General features: G+C 36.4%; 15 protein-coding genes. 2 read left to right on the top strand and 13 right to left on the bottom strand.

Annotation, left to right across the window (positions count from 1 at the left end):
* Positions 1 to 17 precede the first annotated feature (17 nt).
* Complete coding sequence (locus tag ACJJVU_RS01885) at positions 18 to 1,508, bottom strand: GH3 auxin-responsive promoter family protein (RefSeq protein WP_405221672.1); 1,491 nt, start codon at positions 1,506 to 1,508, stop codon at positions 18 to 20.
* Positions 1,508 to 2,374 (bottom strand): M23 family metallopeptidase, encoded by an 867-nt coding sequence (locus tag ACJJVU_RS01880; RefSeq protein WP_144782555.1) that lies wholly within the window; start codon positions 2,372 to 2,374, stop codon positions 1,508 to 1,510. The genes ACJJVU_RS01885 and ACJJVU_RS01880 overlap by 1 nt, the downstream gene beginning before the upstream one ends.
* Before the next feature lie 163 nt (positions 2,375 to 2,537).
* On the opposite strand from ACJJVU_RS01880, the gene tatA reads away from it, so the two are divergent.
* Positions 2,538 to 2,726 (top strand): twin-arginine translocase TatA/TatE family subunit, encoded by a 189-nt coding sequence (gene tatA / locus ACJJVU_RS01875; RefSeq protein ID WP_013750675.1) that lies wholly within the window; start codon positions 2,538 to 2,540, stop codon positions 2,724 to 2,726.
* An 89-nt stretch (positions 2,727 to 2,815) separates the two neighbouring features.
* Here the strand turns inward: tatA and ACJJVU_RS01870 are convergent, their stop codons facing one another.
* From ACJJVU_RS01870 to ACJJVU_RS01845, 6 genes are all read right to left on the bottom strand, one after another.
* Positions 2,816 to 3,112: a type II toxin-antitoxin system RelE/ParE family toxin gene (locus tag ACJJVU_RS01870; RefSeq protein ID WP_405221668.1), complete on the bottom strand. Its 297-nt coding sequence runs from the start codon at positions 3,110 to 3,112 to the stop codon at positions 2,816 to 2,818.
* Positions 3,113 to 3,115: 3 nt separating this feature from the next.
* Positions 3,116 to 3,361: a hypothetical protein gene (locus ACJJVU_RS01865; RefSeq protein ID WP_405221665.1), complete on the bottom strand. Its 246-nt coding sequence runs from the start codon at positions 3,359 to 3,361 to the stop codon at positions 3,116 to 3,118.
* Between the two features lie 36 nt (positions 3,362 to 3,397).
* Complete coding sequence (locus ACJJVU_RS01860) at positions 3,398 to 4,369, bottom strand: DUF4837 family protein (protein ID WP_405221662.1); 972 nt, start codon at positions 4,367 to 4,369, stop codon at positions 3,398 to 3,400.
* 17 nt (positions 4,370 to 4,386) lie between these two features.
* Positions 4,387 to 4,884 (bottom strand): hypothetical protein, encoded by a 498-nt coding sequence (locus tag ACJJVU_RS01855; RefSeq protein ID WP_405221659.1) that lies wholly within the window; start codon positions 4,882 to 4,884, stop codon positions 4,387 to 4,389.
* Between the two features lie 7 nt (positions 4,885 to 4,891).
* Positions 4,892 to 6,514, bottom strand: coding sequence for a LysM peptidoglycan-binding domain-containing protein (locus tag ACJJVU_RS01850; protein WP_339846152.1), 1,623 nt, complete (start codon positions 6,512 to 6,514; stop codon positions 4,892 to 4,894).
* A 139-nt stretch (positions 6,515 to 6,653) separates the two neighbouring features.
* A complete protein-coding gene (locus tag ACJJVU_RS01845; protein WP_405221655.1) occupies positions 6,654 to 7,841 on the bottom strand; it encodes a phosphoglycerate kinase in 1,188 nt (395 codons plus the stop codon).
* A 74-nt stretch (positions 7,842 to 7,915) separates the two neighbouring features.
* On the opposite strand from ACJJVU_RS01845, the gene ACJJVU_RS01840 reads away from it, so the two are divergent.
* Positions 7,916 to 9,064, top strand: a complete 1,149-nt coding sequence (locus ACJJVU_RS01840; protein WP_405227429.1) for an ATP-binding protein — start codon at positions 7,916 to 7,918, stop codon at positions 9,062 to 9,064.
* Between the two features lie 336 nt (positions 9,065 to 9,400).
* On the opposite strand, the gene ACJJVU_RS01835 is transcribed toward ACJJVU_RS01840, so the two are convergent.
* The 5 genes from ACJJVU_RS01835 to ACJJVU_RS01815 form a co-directional block, all read right to left on the bottom strand.
* Entirely contained in the window at positions 9,401 to 9,919 is a 519-nt protein-coding gene (locus ACJJVU_RS01835) for an OmpH family outer membrane protein (RefSeq protein ID WP_405221652.1), read from the bottom strand.
* A 593-nt stretch (positions 9,920 to 10,512) separates the two neighbouring features.
* On the bottom strand, positions 10,513 to 11,346 hold the full coding sequence (locus ACJJVU_RS01830; protein WP_405221649.1) for a class I SAM-dependent methyltransferase: 834 nt from the start codon (positions 11,344 to 11,346) through the stop codon (positions 10,513 to 10,515).
* A 37-nt stretch (positions 11,347 to 11,383) separates the two neighbouring features.
* On the bottom strand, positions 11,384 to 13,261 hold the full coding sequence (gene mnmG / locus ACJJVU_RS01825; RefSeq protein ID WP_405221647.1) for a tRNA uridine-5-carboxymethylaminomethyl(34) synthesis enzyme MnmG: 1,878 nt from the start codon (positions 13,259 to 13,261) through the stop codon (positions 11,384 to 11,386).
* A gap of 177 nt (positions 13,262 to 13,438) precedes the next feature.
* Positions 13,439 to 13,846 (bottom strand): rRNA maturation RNase YbeY, encoded by a 408-nt coding sequence (gene ybeY, locus ACJJVU_RS01820; protein WP_405221644.1) that lies wholly within the window; start codon positions 13,844 to 13,846, stop codon positions 13,439 to 13,441.
* Positions 13,839 to 17,345 carry a hypothetical protein gene (locus ACJJVU_RS01815; RefSeq protein ID WP_405221641.1) on the bottom strand — a complete coding sequence of 1,169 codons (3,507 nt, stop codon included), beginning with the start codon at positions 17,343 to 17,345 and terminating at the stop codon, positions 13,839 to 13,841. Before ACJJVU_RS01815 ends, ybeY begins: the two co-directional genes overlap by 8 nt.
* Positions 17,346 to 17,367 lie beyond the last annotated feature (22 nt).

The following is a 17,367-nucleotide window of genomic DNA, read 5'->3' as shown; positions in this document are numbered from 1 at the left end:
AGCTTACCTATTAAATACTATTTTGATTGCAATAGATCGGCAATCTTTCGATCGTTTGAAAGACGTGGAATTTTATTTTGACCACCTAACTTTCCTTGTGATTTCATGTAATTATTAAAACCATCTTTTACCACCTTGGTGATTTTTAATGGCTGGAGTACCTTTCCTGTGATTAGGTCTAGGTAGTATGAGTTTTGAGCTTGTAGTGAGGAATCTAACGCTTTCGCGAAAGCGTGTAAATCACCACTCCCCTCATTTTCAAATTCTATAAACCATTCATGATAAGGTAACCCATCTTGTGGCGCCACCTGCGGAGCTACGGTAAACTCGGTCACTTTAATATCTGTTCCTGCAGAGGCTTCAAGCATGGCCTGCTCTACTTCCTTACCTATCACATGCTCTCCAAAAGCCGAAATAAAGTGCTTGATTCTCCCAGAAACCATAATACGATACGGCTTGAGACTCGTAAACATCACGGTATCTCCTATGTTATAAGCCCATAGTCCTGCTGTGGTAGAGATAATCATCACGTAATTTACATCAAGCGCTACATCCTTAAGCGTTATCCTTGTTGGGTTTTCATTAAAAAACTCTTCTGCTTTTACAAACTCATAAAAGATACCGTTGTCTAGTTGCAACAGCATTCCTTTCTCTGTCTGTGTGTCTTGAAAGGCAAAAAACCCTTCACTGGCTGGATATAACTCAATACTATCTACGCTTCTACCTATAAGATCTTCTAACTTGCGACGGTAAGGCTCGTAGTTTACACCTCCGTACACAAATAACTGATAGTTTTTAAAGAGCTCTCCCACGGTTTTACCGCTCTTCTGGATAAGACGCTCATAATACATCTGTACCCACGGAGGAATCCCTCCTATGAGTGTCATATCTTGGTCTATTGTTTCGGCTACAATCGCATCTACCTTTTGTTCCCAGTCTTCTATACAATTAGTCTCAAGACTAGGAAGCCTATTCTTCTGTAAATAATTAGGCACATAGTGTGCAACAATACCAGAAAGGCGGCCTAGTTTGATGCCATTCTTTTCGGTCATCTCTGGGCTTCCTTGTAAAAAAATCATCTTACCATCTACAAAGTCTGTATTTCCTGTCTCTGCGATGTAAGAAAGAATTGCGTTACGCGCACTGTTAGGGTGCGTTTCCATGCTGTCTTTTGTAAGCGGAATGTACTTTACCCCAGAGGTTGTTCCAGAAGTTTTTGCAAAATAAAGAGGTTTACCTGGCCAGAGAATATCTGGTTTTCCAGCAACCATTTTATCCACATAATATCGCAAGTCTTCATAATCTCTTATGGGAACTTGCTTTACAAAATCTGCATGTGATTTTATAGTATCAAAACGGTGATCATTACCAAAGGTCGTATACTGAGCAGCATCTATAAGACTCTCAAAAACCTTGTGCTGAGTCTCAATAGGGTTGTCTGCCCATTTTTTTATACTTCGCTGTATGTACGACGCAAAAATTTTTGCTCCAAAAGACTTTATTGACATTAGTTAAAATCTATAAAATTAGTCGGATTTATAGGGTACCCATTACTCCACAACTCAAAATGTAAGTGCGGTCCAGTACTATACTCACCTGTGTTGCCCACCGTGGCAATAACTTCTCCTGCTTGAACCAAGGCTCCTTGTGACTTATTGAGAGAAGCATTGTGTTTATATACGGTAATAAGGTTCTTACCATGATTGATGATAAGTACATGACCTGTCTCTGCAGTCCACTCGGCAAAAATCACAGTTCCATCTGCTGCTGCTTTTACAGGAGCATCTTTTACCGTTACAATATCTACTGCAAAGTGTTTTTGACTAGCATTATATGCAGATGATATGGTTCCTTTTACTGGAGGAAACAGTGAGAAATCTGTATCCTCAATAGCTTTATCAAACACATTGTACTTGTCTTCCTGCTCTACTGTTTGCCTTAGTAAGCTATCTTCTCTACTAGGAAGCACATATATTTCTTCATCATTAAATACGGCATCGCGTATAGAATCTCTATCAAATTCTAGCTCTTCTACATCACCACTCAATACTCTACGTATAGAAGAGTAGTATTGCTCATTTACTCTAATTGCATTTTCTATAGAATCTGTTTTTGCAACGAGTAGCGTCGCATTGCGCTTGAGTTTTGTGCTTGAGTAACCAGGAATATATTCCCTTAATGGTGTAAATGCGATAAGTAAAGTGGTAAGTGCAATAAGAATAATAGCAGATATACCTACTAGAATAAACACATTGAGTCGTGTGAGTTTAAAAGAAATACGCTCCTCAAAAGTATCTTCATTGAGAATAACTAAGCGATACTTGTGCAGTAGCTTTTTTGCAATCTTTTTTTTCTTCTCTTTTTTTTCTGCCATTTGAGATACAAATATACTTTTTAGATATGAGATAATTGATGTCTTTACGCTTTCGCGAAAATTGGATTGCGATAACCACTCAACGTCAATTAAGTCCTTTTTATCACTTTAACGCTCGTATGTCTGTTTTCTTACTATCTTTGTTTTTCTAAAACAGATGAAGATGAATTTTTTAGCAATATTTTTAGGAATGGTAGGCCCTTGGCAAATAGGACTTATTGTATTAGTTGTTTTATTACTTTTTGGAGGTAAGAAAATCCCTGAAATGATGCGCGGCTTAGGTGGCGGTATCAAAGAATTTAAGAAAGCGTCTAAGGACGAAGAAGACGATATGATAGAAGAGAAGAAGTAATACTCCCTCTTTCTTATATAGAAAAACCGCATAGCTCTTTAAGTTATGCGGTTTTTTTATGTGTATCACCTTTCGCGAAAGCATAATTTCTAAAAGTCATTTATCAATCTACTAGGGTTTTGATATGTACTAAAGACTCTTAAAATAACAATGTCATCACCTTCTCTATCATACACTATTTTATAATGTCTTATTATAATCCTTCTAAAGGTATTATTAATTTCATCCTTTTGATATTGCTCAAAGTAAATAATAGTTTCGCTTGCCTCGATAATATCATTAACCACATTTAGAGCGCCTTGTGGTGATTTCTTTACATTCTTTATGTAATTGTAAATTTGCTTTAAATCTCTTTTTGCTGTATTGGTCCAGACAGTATTAAGCATCAATTACCAATCCTTTATTTCTTTCTTAAAATCATCAACAGCTGTATACTCTCCTCGTTTATATTCTGATTTTGCCTCCTGTAGCTCTTGTTTGTATTGTTCTCTACTCAAAGGTTCTCCCTCCACGGTATAAGCAATTACTTCAGATTCTTGATAGCTTATTGCTAGCGCATTTATCATTGCAAGTAAACGCTCATCTGCATCTTGCACTTTTTTTAAAACTTCTTCTCGTAACTCTAGTACTCCCATAATATACTGTTTAACAACATAATAAAGATAACGTTTTTACCTCAACCTAGCACTCTTCAAGATACTCTCAAGCTCAAACATATTATCACGCTGGTCTTGTGAAGGGGAGAATATAAAACCTTCTAATATCAAGTATCTTCCATTTTTTTCATCTCTTACGGCATAGTTTACGAAAGGCCCAGCCATATAACGACCGTCTACTTCCCATGTTCCTTTAGTCTCATAAGCTAGTTTTCCATCTATCTCTGTTTCTTGTAAGTATGGTGAGAAAGCACGTTCTGTAATAAAGCGACCGTCATCTACTGGTATTTTCTTTCCTCCTATAGAATCACGCATGCGTATAATGTTCTTGATTGTTAAGGTATCCTTATCAATTGCTTCTAGCGGCACCTCGTACACTGTGATATTCATGTTACCGCTGCGCTTAAGCTCTTTACGCATCCAGAAGAAATCTGCTTTCTGTTCTGCATATCGATAAGCATTAGGAAAGTTAAGTCTTACTCCAAATACCTTTTGTAAAGAATCTGTTTTCTTTAGTGCCTTTTTAATTCGACTTTGGTTTGCAACAAGTTCTTGTTCTTTAAAAGCAGTTACAATACGTTCCTCATTATCAATAATAAGATTTGCAATTTGTGTATGGCTACTTCCAGTAACAATTACTCCTGTTTGTGGGCGTGCGTACTTATCTTTTACAATAGTTAAAGAAGCACTATCTGCTGGTTTTATTTGCAAATAAATTCTATTCTTAAGTAAAAAATCACTGAAAGCCTCTGGCGGAATCTGATCTATAGAAAACTTAGGCTCCTCACGTGGTAATCCATACACCGGATCTGCCAGCACGTCGCGTAGCGCGTCTCCTATAGCTCCTTGCCATTGTGCTTTAGTCACAATCACCTTAACGTTGTTAATATTACCTACAGACTGGCTTAAAATGCGTTTACCGTCATTATCCCCACAAGAAAAAAGTAAGGATGCTGTTACTATACTTAAAAATATTCTTTTTATCATATTGCTATTATTAATGATTAACATCCAGACATCACAAGGACCGTGGTGTAATCTATATCTCTCTTAATTGTAAAAAAACCTCCTAGTATATTGTCGGTAGGTCTGTATTCTGTAAGGTCAAAGTTCCAATGATTCTGACCATAATCACCAAAAATCTTATTAACCGACTCTACCCACAACAGCACAGATTCTCTATTAGGGTTTGATATCGTTAGTACTTCTCCAGTTGCAAGTGCTGCGTCGCCACAATTGCGTTTTGTGTAAACGATTCCATTTTCAAAAGTTTGTGTAAATCCACAATCTCCGCCACCATTAGGTGGAAGAATTTCCTTGTCTGAAATGGCTTTATAATTATCTATCAAATACGTGTAAACAGGATTTTTTATAATACCTTTTTCATTTCCTTCACTATTTACTACAGTATAAGCCGCAGCATCATACGGTTTGAGAGTTACTTCTTGTGCAGCAAGTACTGCTGTAAAGCATAAGCTTAATGAAAGAAGTAACTTTTTCATAATTGATTTATTTAGAAACACGTAGTTTCATTCCAGGCTTCAGTTTACTACTACTAATATCATTCCAAACTTTAATATTATCAATGCTTACTCCAGGAAACTTATTTGCAATTTTCCAGAGTGAGTCACCATTTTGAACAGTATACGTTTTCTTTCCCTTTAATGAAACAGTTTTTGAGCTACTACTTGTACTGCTATTGGTAACAGGTTTTCTTGGGTAAATAGTTAATCGCTGCCCTATTTTAAGTGCATTTGATCGTAGGTTATTCCACTTCTTGATTTGGCTTACACCTACTCCGTATTTGCTTGCTATCTTTCCTAGATAATCACCGCTACGCACTCGGTATCTAACCTGAGAGCTTGCTGTAAGTACTTCTGGTAATGGTTTTTCACGTTTGTCAAGTTCAGCTTTCGCGAAAGCGTAAATAGCCTGTTCATTTTGTACAAATTTACCCACACTCTCGATAGGAAGTCGCACGTAATATTTCTTGTCCTTTACCACTGGAATAATATCCAATTTATACTGAGGATTTAGGAATTGAACAATCTCCAAAGGAATTCCCACGATACTAGAAACCTGATCTAGCGCAATGCTTTGTTTTATGTGAATGGTATCTGTTGCAAAGTAGTTTATAGGTGCTCTTTCTGGTGTGTATCCATGCTCATCTGCATATTCAAAAAGATACATGGTGGCTAGAAACGCAGGTACATAACCAGCGGTTTCTCTCGGTAAATTCTTTCTAATATTCCAGTAATTTGTAGCACCTCCAGAACGTCTTATTGCTTTAGACACATTTCCGGGACCAGAGTTATAAGAAGCCAGTGCCAGATCCCAATCTCCATGAATGTCATAAAGTTGTGATAAATAAGCACAAGCAGCCTCTGTTGCTGCAATAGGATCCATGCGATCATCTACATAGCTGTTTACCTCAAGGTTAAACATTTTACCCGTTGCAAACATAAACTGCCATAAACCTGTTGCTCCTACTCTAGATTTTGCTCTTGGACGCAGTGCACTCTCTACAATGGCGAGATATTTCATCTCTAGAGGGATGTCATACTTATCGAGACGCTCCTCAAACATAGGGAAGTAAAACTGGCTCACGGCCATAAGCTTCTCCATAGCTGGTTTGTGACGCTTTAAGTAGCGATTAATAACGCTTTCTAGCGAAGGGTTATACTCCACGTTAAATGGAGTACGCGCATTTATTTCGGCAAGGCGTTTTTTAAGCGTATCTGTAGGAAGTTCTAGGTTTACTTCAGGCTGGTACGTGTGGCTTTCACGTATATTATTTATAGAATCAAATAGATCCATTCTTGCCAGTTCCTTACGCCAGCGCATATCTATAAGTGCTGCCTGAGGGTTATCTGGTAAGTTGAACGTTATAGAATCTCTTACTTGTGTATCTAGTAATACTTGAGGTAAATCTTGAGAGATTGTATTGGTAATGACAGTATCTACTACTTTGATAGTATCTCTTTGGAGTGCCGGTTTTTTATCTTCTTTGATAACCGGAGCTTTCTGTTTATAAGCCTCATATGAGAGGGTGTCTTGCGCTTTCGCGAAAGCGGAAAACAAGAGTATAGAAGCTACTAGGGATATTTTAAAATTATGTTGCATTTGAGTCATAGTCAAGGAACGAAAGATACGGGAAAATCGTATGGTTTTAAAGAGAGGAAATATAACTTCTAGCCAGCACAACTTCTGTTAGGTATATAAATAATAAGACCACCTCAAGAGGTGGTCTTATCAATTGATGTTTTATTAATTATTCTTGTATAGCAGCTATACCTGGTAATGTTTTACCTTCCAGCATCTCAAGCATTGCACCACCTCCAGTAGAGACGTAGCTTACTTTTGTATCAAAACCAAATTGCTTTACAGCCGCAACACTATCTCCACCTCCTACAAGTGAGAACGCACCGTCCTTTGTAGCTGCAGCAATACTATGCCCTAGTGCAATAGTTCCTCCTGCAAATGTTTCCATCTCAAAAACTCCTAATGGTCCATTCCATAAAATAGTTTTTGCACGCTTTGCTACTTCGTCAAAAAGTTCGCGAGATTTTGGTCCAGCGTCAAGGCCTTGCCATCCATCTTCTATATGCATGATATCGCACACCTTTGTATTTGCATCGTTTGAGAAATCATCTGCAGCAATAACATCTACTGGTATGTGAATTTGTACTCCTTTTTCTTTGGCTTGTTTAAGAATGTCAAGCGCAAGCTCCATTTTATCATCTTCACAAATAGAGTCTCCTATGGTACCTCCTTGCGCTTTAATGAAGGTAAAAGCCATACCTCCGCCTATAATCATCTCATCTACTTTATCTAGGATATTCTCAATAACTGTAATTTTTGAAGATACTTTAGACCCACCAAGAATAGCTAGTACTGGCTTCTCACTGTTATTAAGCACGCGATCAAGACTCTCTATTTCTTTTGCTAGTAAATAACCATAGCATTTTGCTTCAGGAAAGAATTGAGCAATGATAGTAGTAGAAGCATGCGCACGGTGTGCGGTACCAAAGGCATCATTTACATAAATATCTCCTAGCTCACTTAATTGCTTTGCAAAGTCTACATCACCAGCTGTTTCTTCGCTGTAATAACGAAGGTTTTCTAGTAGTAATATTTTACCCATTTCAAGGTTAGATGCAGCCTCTGTGGCTTTTGCACCTACACAATCCTCCACAAAGTTTACTTCTACACCAATGACTTCAGAAACTGTTTTACAAATCTGAGAGAGAGAAAACTCCTCTTCTTTGTTTTTAGGTCGACCTAAATGAGACATAAGGATAGCAGATCCTCCATCTTCTAATACTTTCAAGATTGTAGGTTTTGCAGCCTCAATTCTTGTAGTATCAGTAACATTACCATTCTCATCAAGGGGAACATTAAAATCTACGCGAATTAATGCTTTCTTATTCTCAAAATTAAAGTCGTCTACTGTGATCATTTTCATTGGTTTTGCTAACAAATATAATAGATACAGAGGATAAAAAATGCAGTGATTCCTTTATATTTGAAGCTATGCTGTTTTCAAACGTTATCGGGCAAGATTTTATTAAAAATCATCTCACAACAAGTGTTGATGCAGGGCGTATTGCTCATGCTCAACTTTTTATAGGTTTATCTGGCACAGGGGTTTTACCCATGGCTATTGCTTATGCACAATATATTTTATGTAATAACGCTCAAGGCGAAAATGAGGGAGGATCTCAAGCTTGTAATTTAAAGTTTGAACACTTATCGCATCCGGATTTGCACTTTGCTTTTCCTGTAGCAACTACTCCCGAAGTAAAAAGCCATCCTGTCTCTAATAATTTTATGAGAGAGTGGCGCTCGTTTATTACAGAAAACCCATATGGAGATCTCTTTGAATGGCACCAGCATCTTGGTATTGAAAAAAAACAAGGACAGATAGGTGTAGATGAAGCTTCTGAAATTAATAAAGCTCTCGCTTTAAAGTCATATGAAGGTGGTTATAAAGTAATGATCATTTGGGCAGTTGATAAAATGAATACTGCTGGATCAAATAAACTTCTCAAACTACTAGAGGAGCCACCAGCAAAAACTTTATTTATTCTCATTTCTGAAAATGAGGATAGCATTATAGACACGATAAAGTCAAGATGCCAAGTATTACATTTCCCAAGATTAAGCGAACCACAAATTGCCGATGCTTTAATTACTCATCATAAAACTCCAGATGCTGAAGCTCATAAAATAGCTCATCAAGCACAAGGAGATTATCAGCAAGCGATGCATTTATTGCATCACGATGGTGATGATATTCAGTTTGAAAAATGGTTTGTTACTTGGGTGCGTACAGCCTTCCAAGCAAAGGGTAAAAAAGAAGCCGTTTTAGGACTCATGGAGTGGAGCGAAATCATAGCAAAATCTGGCCGTGAAACCCAGAAAAATTTTCTTGCATACTGTGTTCAATTTTTCCGCCAAGCTTTGCTTAAAAATTACAAGGCAAATGATCTTGTTTTTATGGAACCAGAGACCGGTTTTGATCTTTCAAAATTTGCCCCATTTGTTCATAATAATAATATATTTCCTATTGTAGAAGCCATTCAAGAGGCTTCGTATCACATAGAACGCAATGGAAATGCTAAGATTATCATGACAGACCTTTCTATAAAATTAACTCGATTTCTACATCGTAAGAGTTGATTATATCAAATAGTTATGTCTATATTTAGTTTTGTCTAAATAAATTTTTAGATAAACAATCGATAGTGTACGCTATCTATATACTCAGATGATCTCAGATCTTTCACTAAACGAGAACATTTAAAGGCTCTATAATCTGCCGGTGCGATTTCTACCCCGCTAAGCAGTACCATTTGGTTAGTGAAATCTTATTAAATAAGCTTGATTATCTTGATGAAAACTACGTAGATTTTACGGCGCGATCTAGTCATTTATTGATCAGATAATCCATCAAAATTAGACATAAAAAAAGCGATGATTTCTCATCGCTTTTAAAGCTATTTTAAGGACTTGAATCTAGTCTTCTTTTGGAGCATATTCTCCATTCATTTCTGTAAGAATTTCTTCTGTAAGATTTAACTCATCTTTACCATAAAGAACACTTCCAGCATCGTTAGATCCATAGATATAAGAGTACCCATTTGTCTTTCCGTAAGCCTTTACTTTATCCTTCACTTTTGTAATAAGTGAGTCTATTACTTTCTGGCTTTCTACTTGTAGTTGACCTATTCTTGCCTGGCGTTCTTGTTGTAATTGTTGTGCCTCTGCTCCTAGTTCATTGTAAGTTTCTTCTTGTTTTTTACGTGACATAGACGGTCCGTTTTTTCTAAACAAGTCTTCTTTGATTTGGTAAGACTTAATCTTAAGCTCTAATTCGCCCATGATTTCGTCATTTTGCTTTGTAAAACGATCCTTTGCGCTTTTAAGCTCTGCATATTCTGTAAGTAACTCTTCAGTATCTACAAAACCTGTTTTCTCTGTTTGACAAGCTACAGCCATCATAGCCGTAACAAGTAGCATTCCTATTTTTTTCATTGTGTTATTTTGATTATTTGATGCGAAAATAGGTAGAATCCATTAAAACTTAATTAAAATCATGTCTATTTCCATTTTGACTCTTAAATAAATATAAATAGACTTAAAGTGAGCGATTATTCACTAAAACTTGAATCTTTTGAAACCTACACTTAGAGAATTAATTGAGAACGCTACAATTTAAAATAAGGAAGTAATTTGTAATTAATAAATACGATATACTGAAAGCATTAAAATTGAAGAGAAGTGAAATAATCAGGAAGATTGATAAACACATTACAGGGGATAGTAATTGTGTGATTTAAAAATTGACATTGTTGATTTAAAATATTCCACGTGGAACATTTTACAATAAAATGCATTTTGAGCAGAAACATTGAAAACTAAATTCTCAATTCCAGATTAAATAAAAAAAGGTCAAAATTGATTGGAATAAGCCATCATAAGAAAAAGTAATGACCAAAAAGAGAATTAATAATAAAATCTTATTAAAAACGAAGCCTATAAACACTGTTTTTAAGCGGTTTCAGCATTTAGCCATATACATTTAAGGCATTCGTACTCATAAGCCCTTAAAAGCGCTTATTTGCAATTTAAGCGTGTTTTAGGACATAAATATGAGATGAATAACCTCCAGACCGCTTTGCTTTACGATTTGACTTGAATCCAGTTACAAATGCAGTGAAGAAATTCATTTTACCACTTTTATACTTTTCTGAAAGAAGACTCACATAATAGGAATCAAATTTCATAGGCAGTGTTTTTACTAATTGTAAATCTTGTTCTGCAAAAAGTCTTTTTATAGAAGTTTCTGAAAAATGGTATAAGTGCCTTGGCACATCAAAAGCTGCCCAATATGATTTATAATAACTAGCATCAAAAGATTCAAAATTAGGAACGGCAATAAATATAGTTCCATTTTTTGCTAGTTGCTTTTTCAACCATGCTATTTGCTCTTGTAAATCGTAAACATGTTCTAGCACATGCCACATAGTTATCACATCGTATAACTCCCCTCCTACTTCATCGATAGTGTTATAAATATCGAGTCCTTTATGTTGAGCCAGCTTTTTAGCTTTATCATTTGGCTCTACTCCTTTTACGTTCCATTTTCTTTTAGATAGAAATTCCAAAAAATCTCCAGTTCCAGCTCCTATATCTAAAACAGAGCCTTGGTCAGGATTAAACATTTTTAAGAGTTTTTGCTTTCGCGAAAGCGTGATACCTTTTATAGTTTGATATGCGATTTCAAATAAAGATCGTTTTCCATCTGTATGAGATATATAATCTTCGCTCTCATAATATGAAGGAAGTTTAGAAATTTCCGGCTTAGGAATTGTGAAATACATGTGGTATTTCTCATCATACTTTAATGTAAATTCCTCCCCACTTACCGAATGATCTTTTACTTTAAAATCTTCTTTCATCAACTTTGTTTCACGTGGAACTTATACTATTTAAAAATTATCGTCCCATATAAACTAACATTACACTTATGTCTGAAGGAGAAACTCCGCTCACTCTAGACGCTTGAGAAATTGTAGTTGGCCTAATTTTAGATAATTTTTCCCTAGCCTCAAAAGACAGAGACTTCAGTTTTGTATAATCAAAACCTTCTGGGATTTTAATATTTTCCAATCGCTGTAACTTATCAGCATTTGCCTTTTCCTTTGCAATGTAACCTGCATACTTAACTTTAATTTCTGCTTGTTCTAATACATCACGATCAAGATCTTTCTCCTCAATATAGGCAGCTACTTTCTCAAAGCCTTTCATATCATCAAGCGTGATTTGGGGTCTAGAAAATACTTTAAACATTTTATCAGATTGTCTCATAGGAGAAGATCCTCTCTCCTCTAGTATATCATTTACTTCTTCAGGAAGAATACTTGTGTCTTCAAAAAACTTAACAAGATCATTAGATTCTGCCTGTTTCTTTTCCATAGTAATGAGACGTTCCTCAGAGGCTAAACCTACAGCATTTGACATAGGCGTGAGACGCTCATCTGCATTATCTTGACGCAACAGTGTTCTATACTCAGCACGAGAAGTAAACATCCTATACGGCTCTTCTGTACCTTTTGTGATTAGATCATCTATAAGAACCCCTATATACGCTTCATCTCTTTTGAGCATGAAAGGATCTTTCTCATGCACTTTAAGGTGTGCATTCATACCAGCCATTAATCCTTGAGATGCTGCCTCTTCATATCCTGTAGTTCCATTAATTTGTCCAGCAAAATATAGCCCGCTCACAAGCTTAGTTTCTAGCGTATGTTTTAACTGTGTAGGCGGAAAATAATCATACTCGATAGCATATCCCGGACGGAAGAATTTTACATTCTCAAAACCAGCTACAGACTTTAATGCTTTAAACTGGACATCTTCTGGCAAGGATGTAGAGAATCCGTTTACATAAATTTCGCAGGTATTCCACCCTTCTGGTTCTATAAATAATTGATGTCTATCCTTATCTGCAAAGCGGTTAATCTTATCTTCAATAGACGGACAATATCTTGGCCCGAGAGATTTAATTCGACCATTAAACATAGGCGAGCGATCAAAACCTTCTCTCAAAATATCATGCACTTCTAGCGAAGTATAACTCATATGACAAGGACGCTGATGTGTAAGCGGACTTGTTTCTTTACTATAACTAAACTTCTCTGGAACTTCATCACCTGGCTGAATAATCATCTTAGAGAAATCTAACGATCTACCATCTACTCGTGGCGGTGTTCCCGTTTTCATTCTTCCAGACTCAAAACCAAATCCCGCTAGTTGTTCGGTAATACCAGTAGCTGCTCTTTCACCTGCTCTACCTCCACCAAATTGTTTATCTCCTATGTGAATTAATCCATTTAAAAAAGTACCATTAGTTAGCACTACAGATCTTCCTCTTACTTCAATTCCAAGAGAGGTTTTTACACCAACTACTTTATCATTTTCTACTATAAGACCGCTCACCATCTCTTGATAAAAATCAAGATTCTTAGTTCCCTCAAGCTTCATTCTCCACTCCTCTGCAAATCTCATTCTATCAGATTGCACACGTGGCGACCACATGGCAGGACCTTTAGATTTGTTAAGCATCTTGAATTGTATCGCTGTCTTATCAGATACGATACCGCTATATCCTCCTAGTGCATCAATCTCTCTTACTATTTGCCCTTTTGCAATTCCTCCCATCGCAGGATTACAACTCATTTGGGCTATGGTTTGTAGGTTCATAGTTATAAGAAGTGTAGAACTTCCCATATTTGCAGCAGCAGCGGCAGCCTCACAACCTGCATGGCCAGCACCTACTACTATAACATCGTATGTATCTTGAAATAGACTCATTGTTTCACGTGGAACATTAAAATATTAATATCTCTAAGAGAAGTTACGCTTTCGCGAAAGCGTGATATACATTCTTTTAAAGGCGTGCAAAGATACAGCCTTTAATTCTCTCTAACACAACTTCCCGCTGGGACAGATGTTAAACCTTGAAATAGAGCGCTGTAAGAAAATTACTACTTATCTAACTGATAAATATAAATTTTCCTTTGCTCTCATCTCCTTAGCCTCATCCTCACTCTTATCTTTATAACCGCAATAGTGCAGTAGTCCATGAACCATAACACGGCTTAATTCGTCTTTAAAAGAGGTTTTAAAATCTGCAGCATTATCCTCAACACGCTCTACAGAAATATATACATCCCCACTAATTACATCTCCACTCGTGTAGTCAAAACTGATTACATCTGTAAGAGTATCATGATTCAAATATTCAACATTGAGTTTATGCAAGTAGGCATCATCACAAAAAATGTAATTGATCTCCCCCATTTGTTTTTGCTCGGCTTCTATCACAGATGTTAACCACTGAAGTAACTCTTCAGGATTTGATAATTCAAAATCATTTGTACTATTAAATTCAATCATTGTTTTTCTGGAAGTAATCTTGCACTTTACGCTTGTATTCTTCCTTAAGCGGAAGTGCATTTCTGTTTAATATTTCTGTCGTATTAAAATACTTTTTGGCTTTTTCAAGCGCACTATTCACAGGGTTCGCAAACTCTTTTAAGTTGGTATTTGCTTCACGCTTATTCTCTTCCCCTTGTTGTAACGTTGCCTCTTTAAGTTTAAGTAGTTCGTGCTTAAGATTAGTCATACGTTGTAACGTTTCATTATTAAAACCTTTGTCTAATAATTGCTGCTCAACATCCTTCATATCCTTAACTAGCTTCTCTGCATTATCCCCAAGACCTTCCCTTTTAATAGCATCTTCTAGTTGTTGTCTTAACTTAGACTGCTCTTTATAAATTTCATAAAGAAGTCCCTGCTCATACTCGTCGCTTTGTCCATCTCCATTTTCTCCATTTCCATCACCTTTTAAATCGCTATTACTCGAGCCTTTTCCTCCACCTTGACCACCTTCACCTTCGCCTTCTTTTCCTCCCTCGCCTTCAGATCCAGGTTGATCACCGCCTCCTTTTCCTTGTCCTTCTTTAACTTCAGAACCTTCACCAGACTCTCCTTCCTTACCTTCACCTTCTTTTCCTTCTCCAGGTTTTTTACCCTCACCCATTTTCTTATTGAGCTCTTCTTGACTCTGTATGATATCGGGGAGTTGTTCCCCACTTCCACTGCCAGAACCCATGCCCATACCTTTTCCTTTACCGGAGCCGCTACCAGACATCATTGCATTTTGCATATTATCTAACGTCTGACTAAGGAAGTCTGCTAGTTTATTAGTTCCAGTTATAACATATTGCTGGCTACTTACACCTTGCATTATTTGATTTTCGGCAAGTCTTGAAAGTGCTTGATCCATGCTGTAATCAATATCGACTAAAGTCTCATTGATAATCTCATCCAGTTTTGGCTGACGTAATGACAAGGCATATAAACTATCATCTATATGTTTGAAGTTTTGTTTGAGTACATTTTGCCTTCTTAACTTACGTGCATAATTAGGATTCTTATCATCCATCTTACGAAATTCCATCATGATAGCTTCTTCCTCAAAACTAAAAACAAGAAGATTATCTAGTATCTGGCGTAACATCTCTGTATCTTCTTCAAGACTTTCTTCTCCATCCATTTGCATTTGAGACTGCATATACTTGCTCATTTGCTTCATCTTCTCTGCAGCCTTTTTTTGCTTTTCTTGAGCACTCGATTTATCTTGAGGTGTTCCGTCTTGTTGTTCTTGATCTTCTTGTTTTTCTAATTCTTCGCTAGCTCCCTCCTGCTCTTCTTTAATTTCTTCTTGTTTCTTTTCGTCACCAGGAAGGTCCATAGGTTTTTTAAGTTCTTGGTTTTCTTTCTCAAGATCTTTTAATGCTTCCTCAAGTTTTTTGAACTCTTCATTGAGTTCATCTTGCTTTTCCTTAGTATTTTCTTTTCCTTCCTTCTTACTTAAGTCTTCTTGTTTTTTTGCGAGTTCCTCTAAGTCACGAGCAATTTGCTCGGTCTTTTTCTGAACATAATAACGCTTTGTAAGCTCAACCATTTGCTCTAGGTTGCGCTTGTTATTTTTATTTTGCTTTTCAAGTTCCTCAAGTTTTTCAGAGAGTTCTTCTTTTGGCATTTTCTCTCGAAGCTCTTGTAATTCTTTTAAGAGCTTTTCGTTTTCCTTTGCTTTCTTTTCTTGACGCTCTAGACGTTCCTTCAATTTTTCTTTATCCTCATCTGTAAGTTCTTCTTCTTTTTGAAACTCATCTAGATTCTCCTTAAGTTGTTTAGAAAAATCTTTCATCATTTCCTCTTGCTGCTTCTGGCGTTTCAGAAAACTATCAAGTTTCTTTTGATCATTAAAACTCAGTTGCTTTTTCTCCTTCTGAGTTCGTGAGATTTCTTGTAATTCCTTCTCACTATCCTTCATCTTCTGTAAGGACTTATCAAGATTACCTATAGATTTTTGTTGCTGCTCAAGCTGTTTGTTTTTAAGCTCATCATCTGTCAGTTTTACAAAACTATATATCGTGCTCTTCGTACTTTTAAAACGATGGATGGCATCATTATCAAAAACCTCAAAATAATACTCATAATTTACTCCTTCTTGTAAATCAAGATTATTAGGGAATGCATATATAAACTGATCTACATTACCCTTTGAAATACTGATTTCCTCATACTGTTTATTATCACTCTCTGCAGGATAATAAACAATTTGTAATTTTTTAAGCCCGTAATCGTCGCTTACTTTTCCGTAGAAATAATTCTGCTGCTCGTTTACAGTATCCTTTTTTGCTTCCAAGGATATTTGAGGATACTGATCTTTTATGACTTGTAAGTTATAAGCCAGATTTTCATAGTTTTTTAGTTGACTATTACTCGTACTTACTTCATAACTCGTGTTATTATAGATACGTTTTACTGCTTTAAAAACTTTTGAGGTTGTCACATTTTCGCTTAAAGCGAAAGGTATAATAGTATCCTTAAGCACAAGATCTACACCTTCCGTCTGCCTCGTACTTATATTCCAAGAAACGGTAGTTCCTTCTGGAATGATTGCATTACCCGTATTTTTTACAGTCTCTTTTCCCTTGCGAGTATGTGCAGGATAGTTGAGTTCCATATCAAAATCCATAAGTACAGGAACCTTGAGTACCTCGATAGTATAAGGCTGGGAAACGACTTTATTACCTTTAAGATTAAATGTGATATTCTCCGTAGGCTGTTCAAATATATAGCTATACTCTCCCGGAGCAATTTGCTGTAAAAAATACACCTCATCATTAAATCGCACAGACGCCTCCTCAGGAATTATATCTCCCAGTGTGCGCACGCGCAACTCAAAATCTTTATTTTCTATCGCCTGTAAATTCTCATTGACTACATAAAAACTAAATGGAGCTGGTGGCTCATACGCCTCGTTGTAATTTACAACACGCTCATAGCTTGTTGAGAAAACCTTTTCCTTCCCCGCATAGTTTGCAATGAGAAATATAACTACAGGTATTGCAGCATATTTGAGGTACTTCTTATTTTTTGTAAAATCTATAGCTAGTCTAAAAGGGATAGGCTCAAGCTCTTCACTCTTCTGCTCTATGCTTGCGAGCATTAACTCTGAGTCTGTTACTTCACTATGTAATTGCAAGGTGTTTATAAGCTTGTCGCTTACTTCTGGAAAATAATTTCCTATCAAACTAGCGGCATCCTTATAGTTGATACCTTTTGACAATTTAAATAATCTGGCTAGTGGTATTGCTATAAACTTGATGAGTAAGGCAATTTCTACAACTATAAACGCCCAGAAAAGAACCGTTCTTCCCGCAGGACTGAGCCAGAAAAAGTACTCAATGAGCAGTGTGATTAAGAAATAAAATAGGCCTAGTGCAAAAAACAATATTGCACCGCGCAGCAATTCATTAGTGTAATATTTTCTAATAAATCCCTCTAGCTTCTTCTCTATTTTTTCAAATCTATTCGTCATCTATCCTAATTCTCTTTATAGC

It is taken from the genome of Dokdonia sp. Asnod1-B02 (assembly GCF_045063955.1).
Classification (GTDB): domain Bacteria; phylum Bacteroidota; class Bacteroidia; order Flavobacteriales; family Flavobacteriaceae; genus Dokdonia.
The sequence above is the reverse complement of the archived record's forward strand: the minus strand, read 5'-3'. Positions and strand labels throughout refer to the sequence as shown.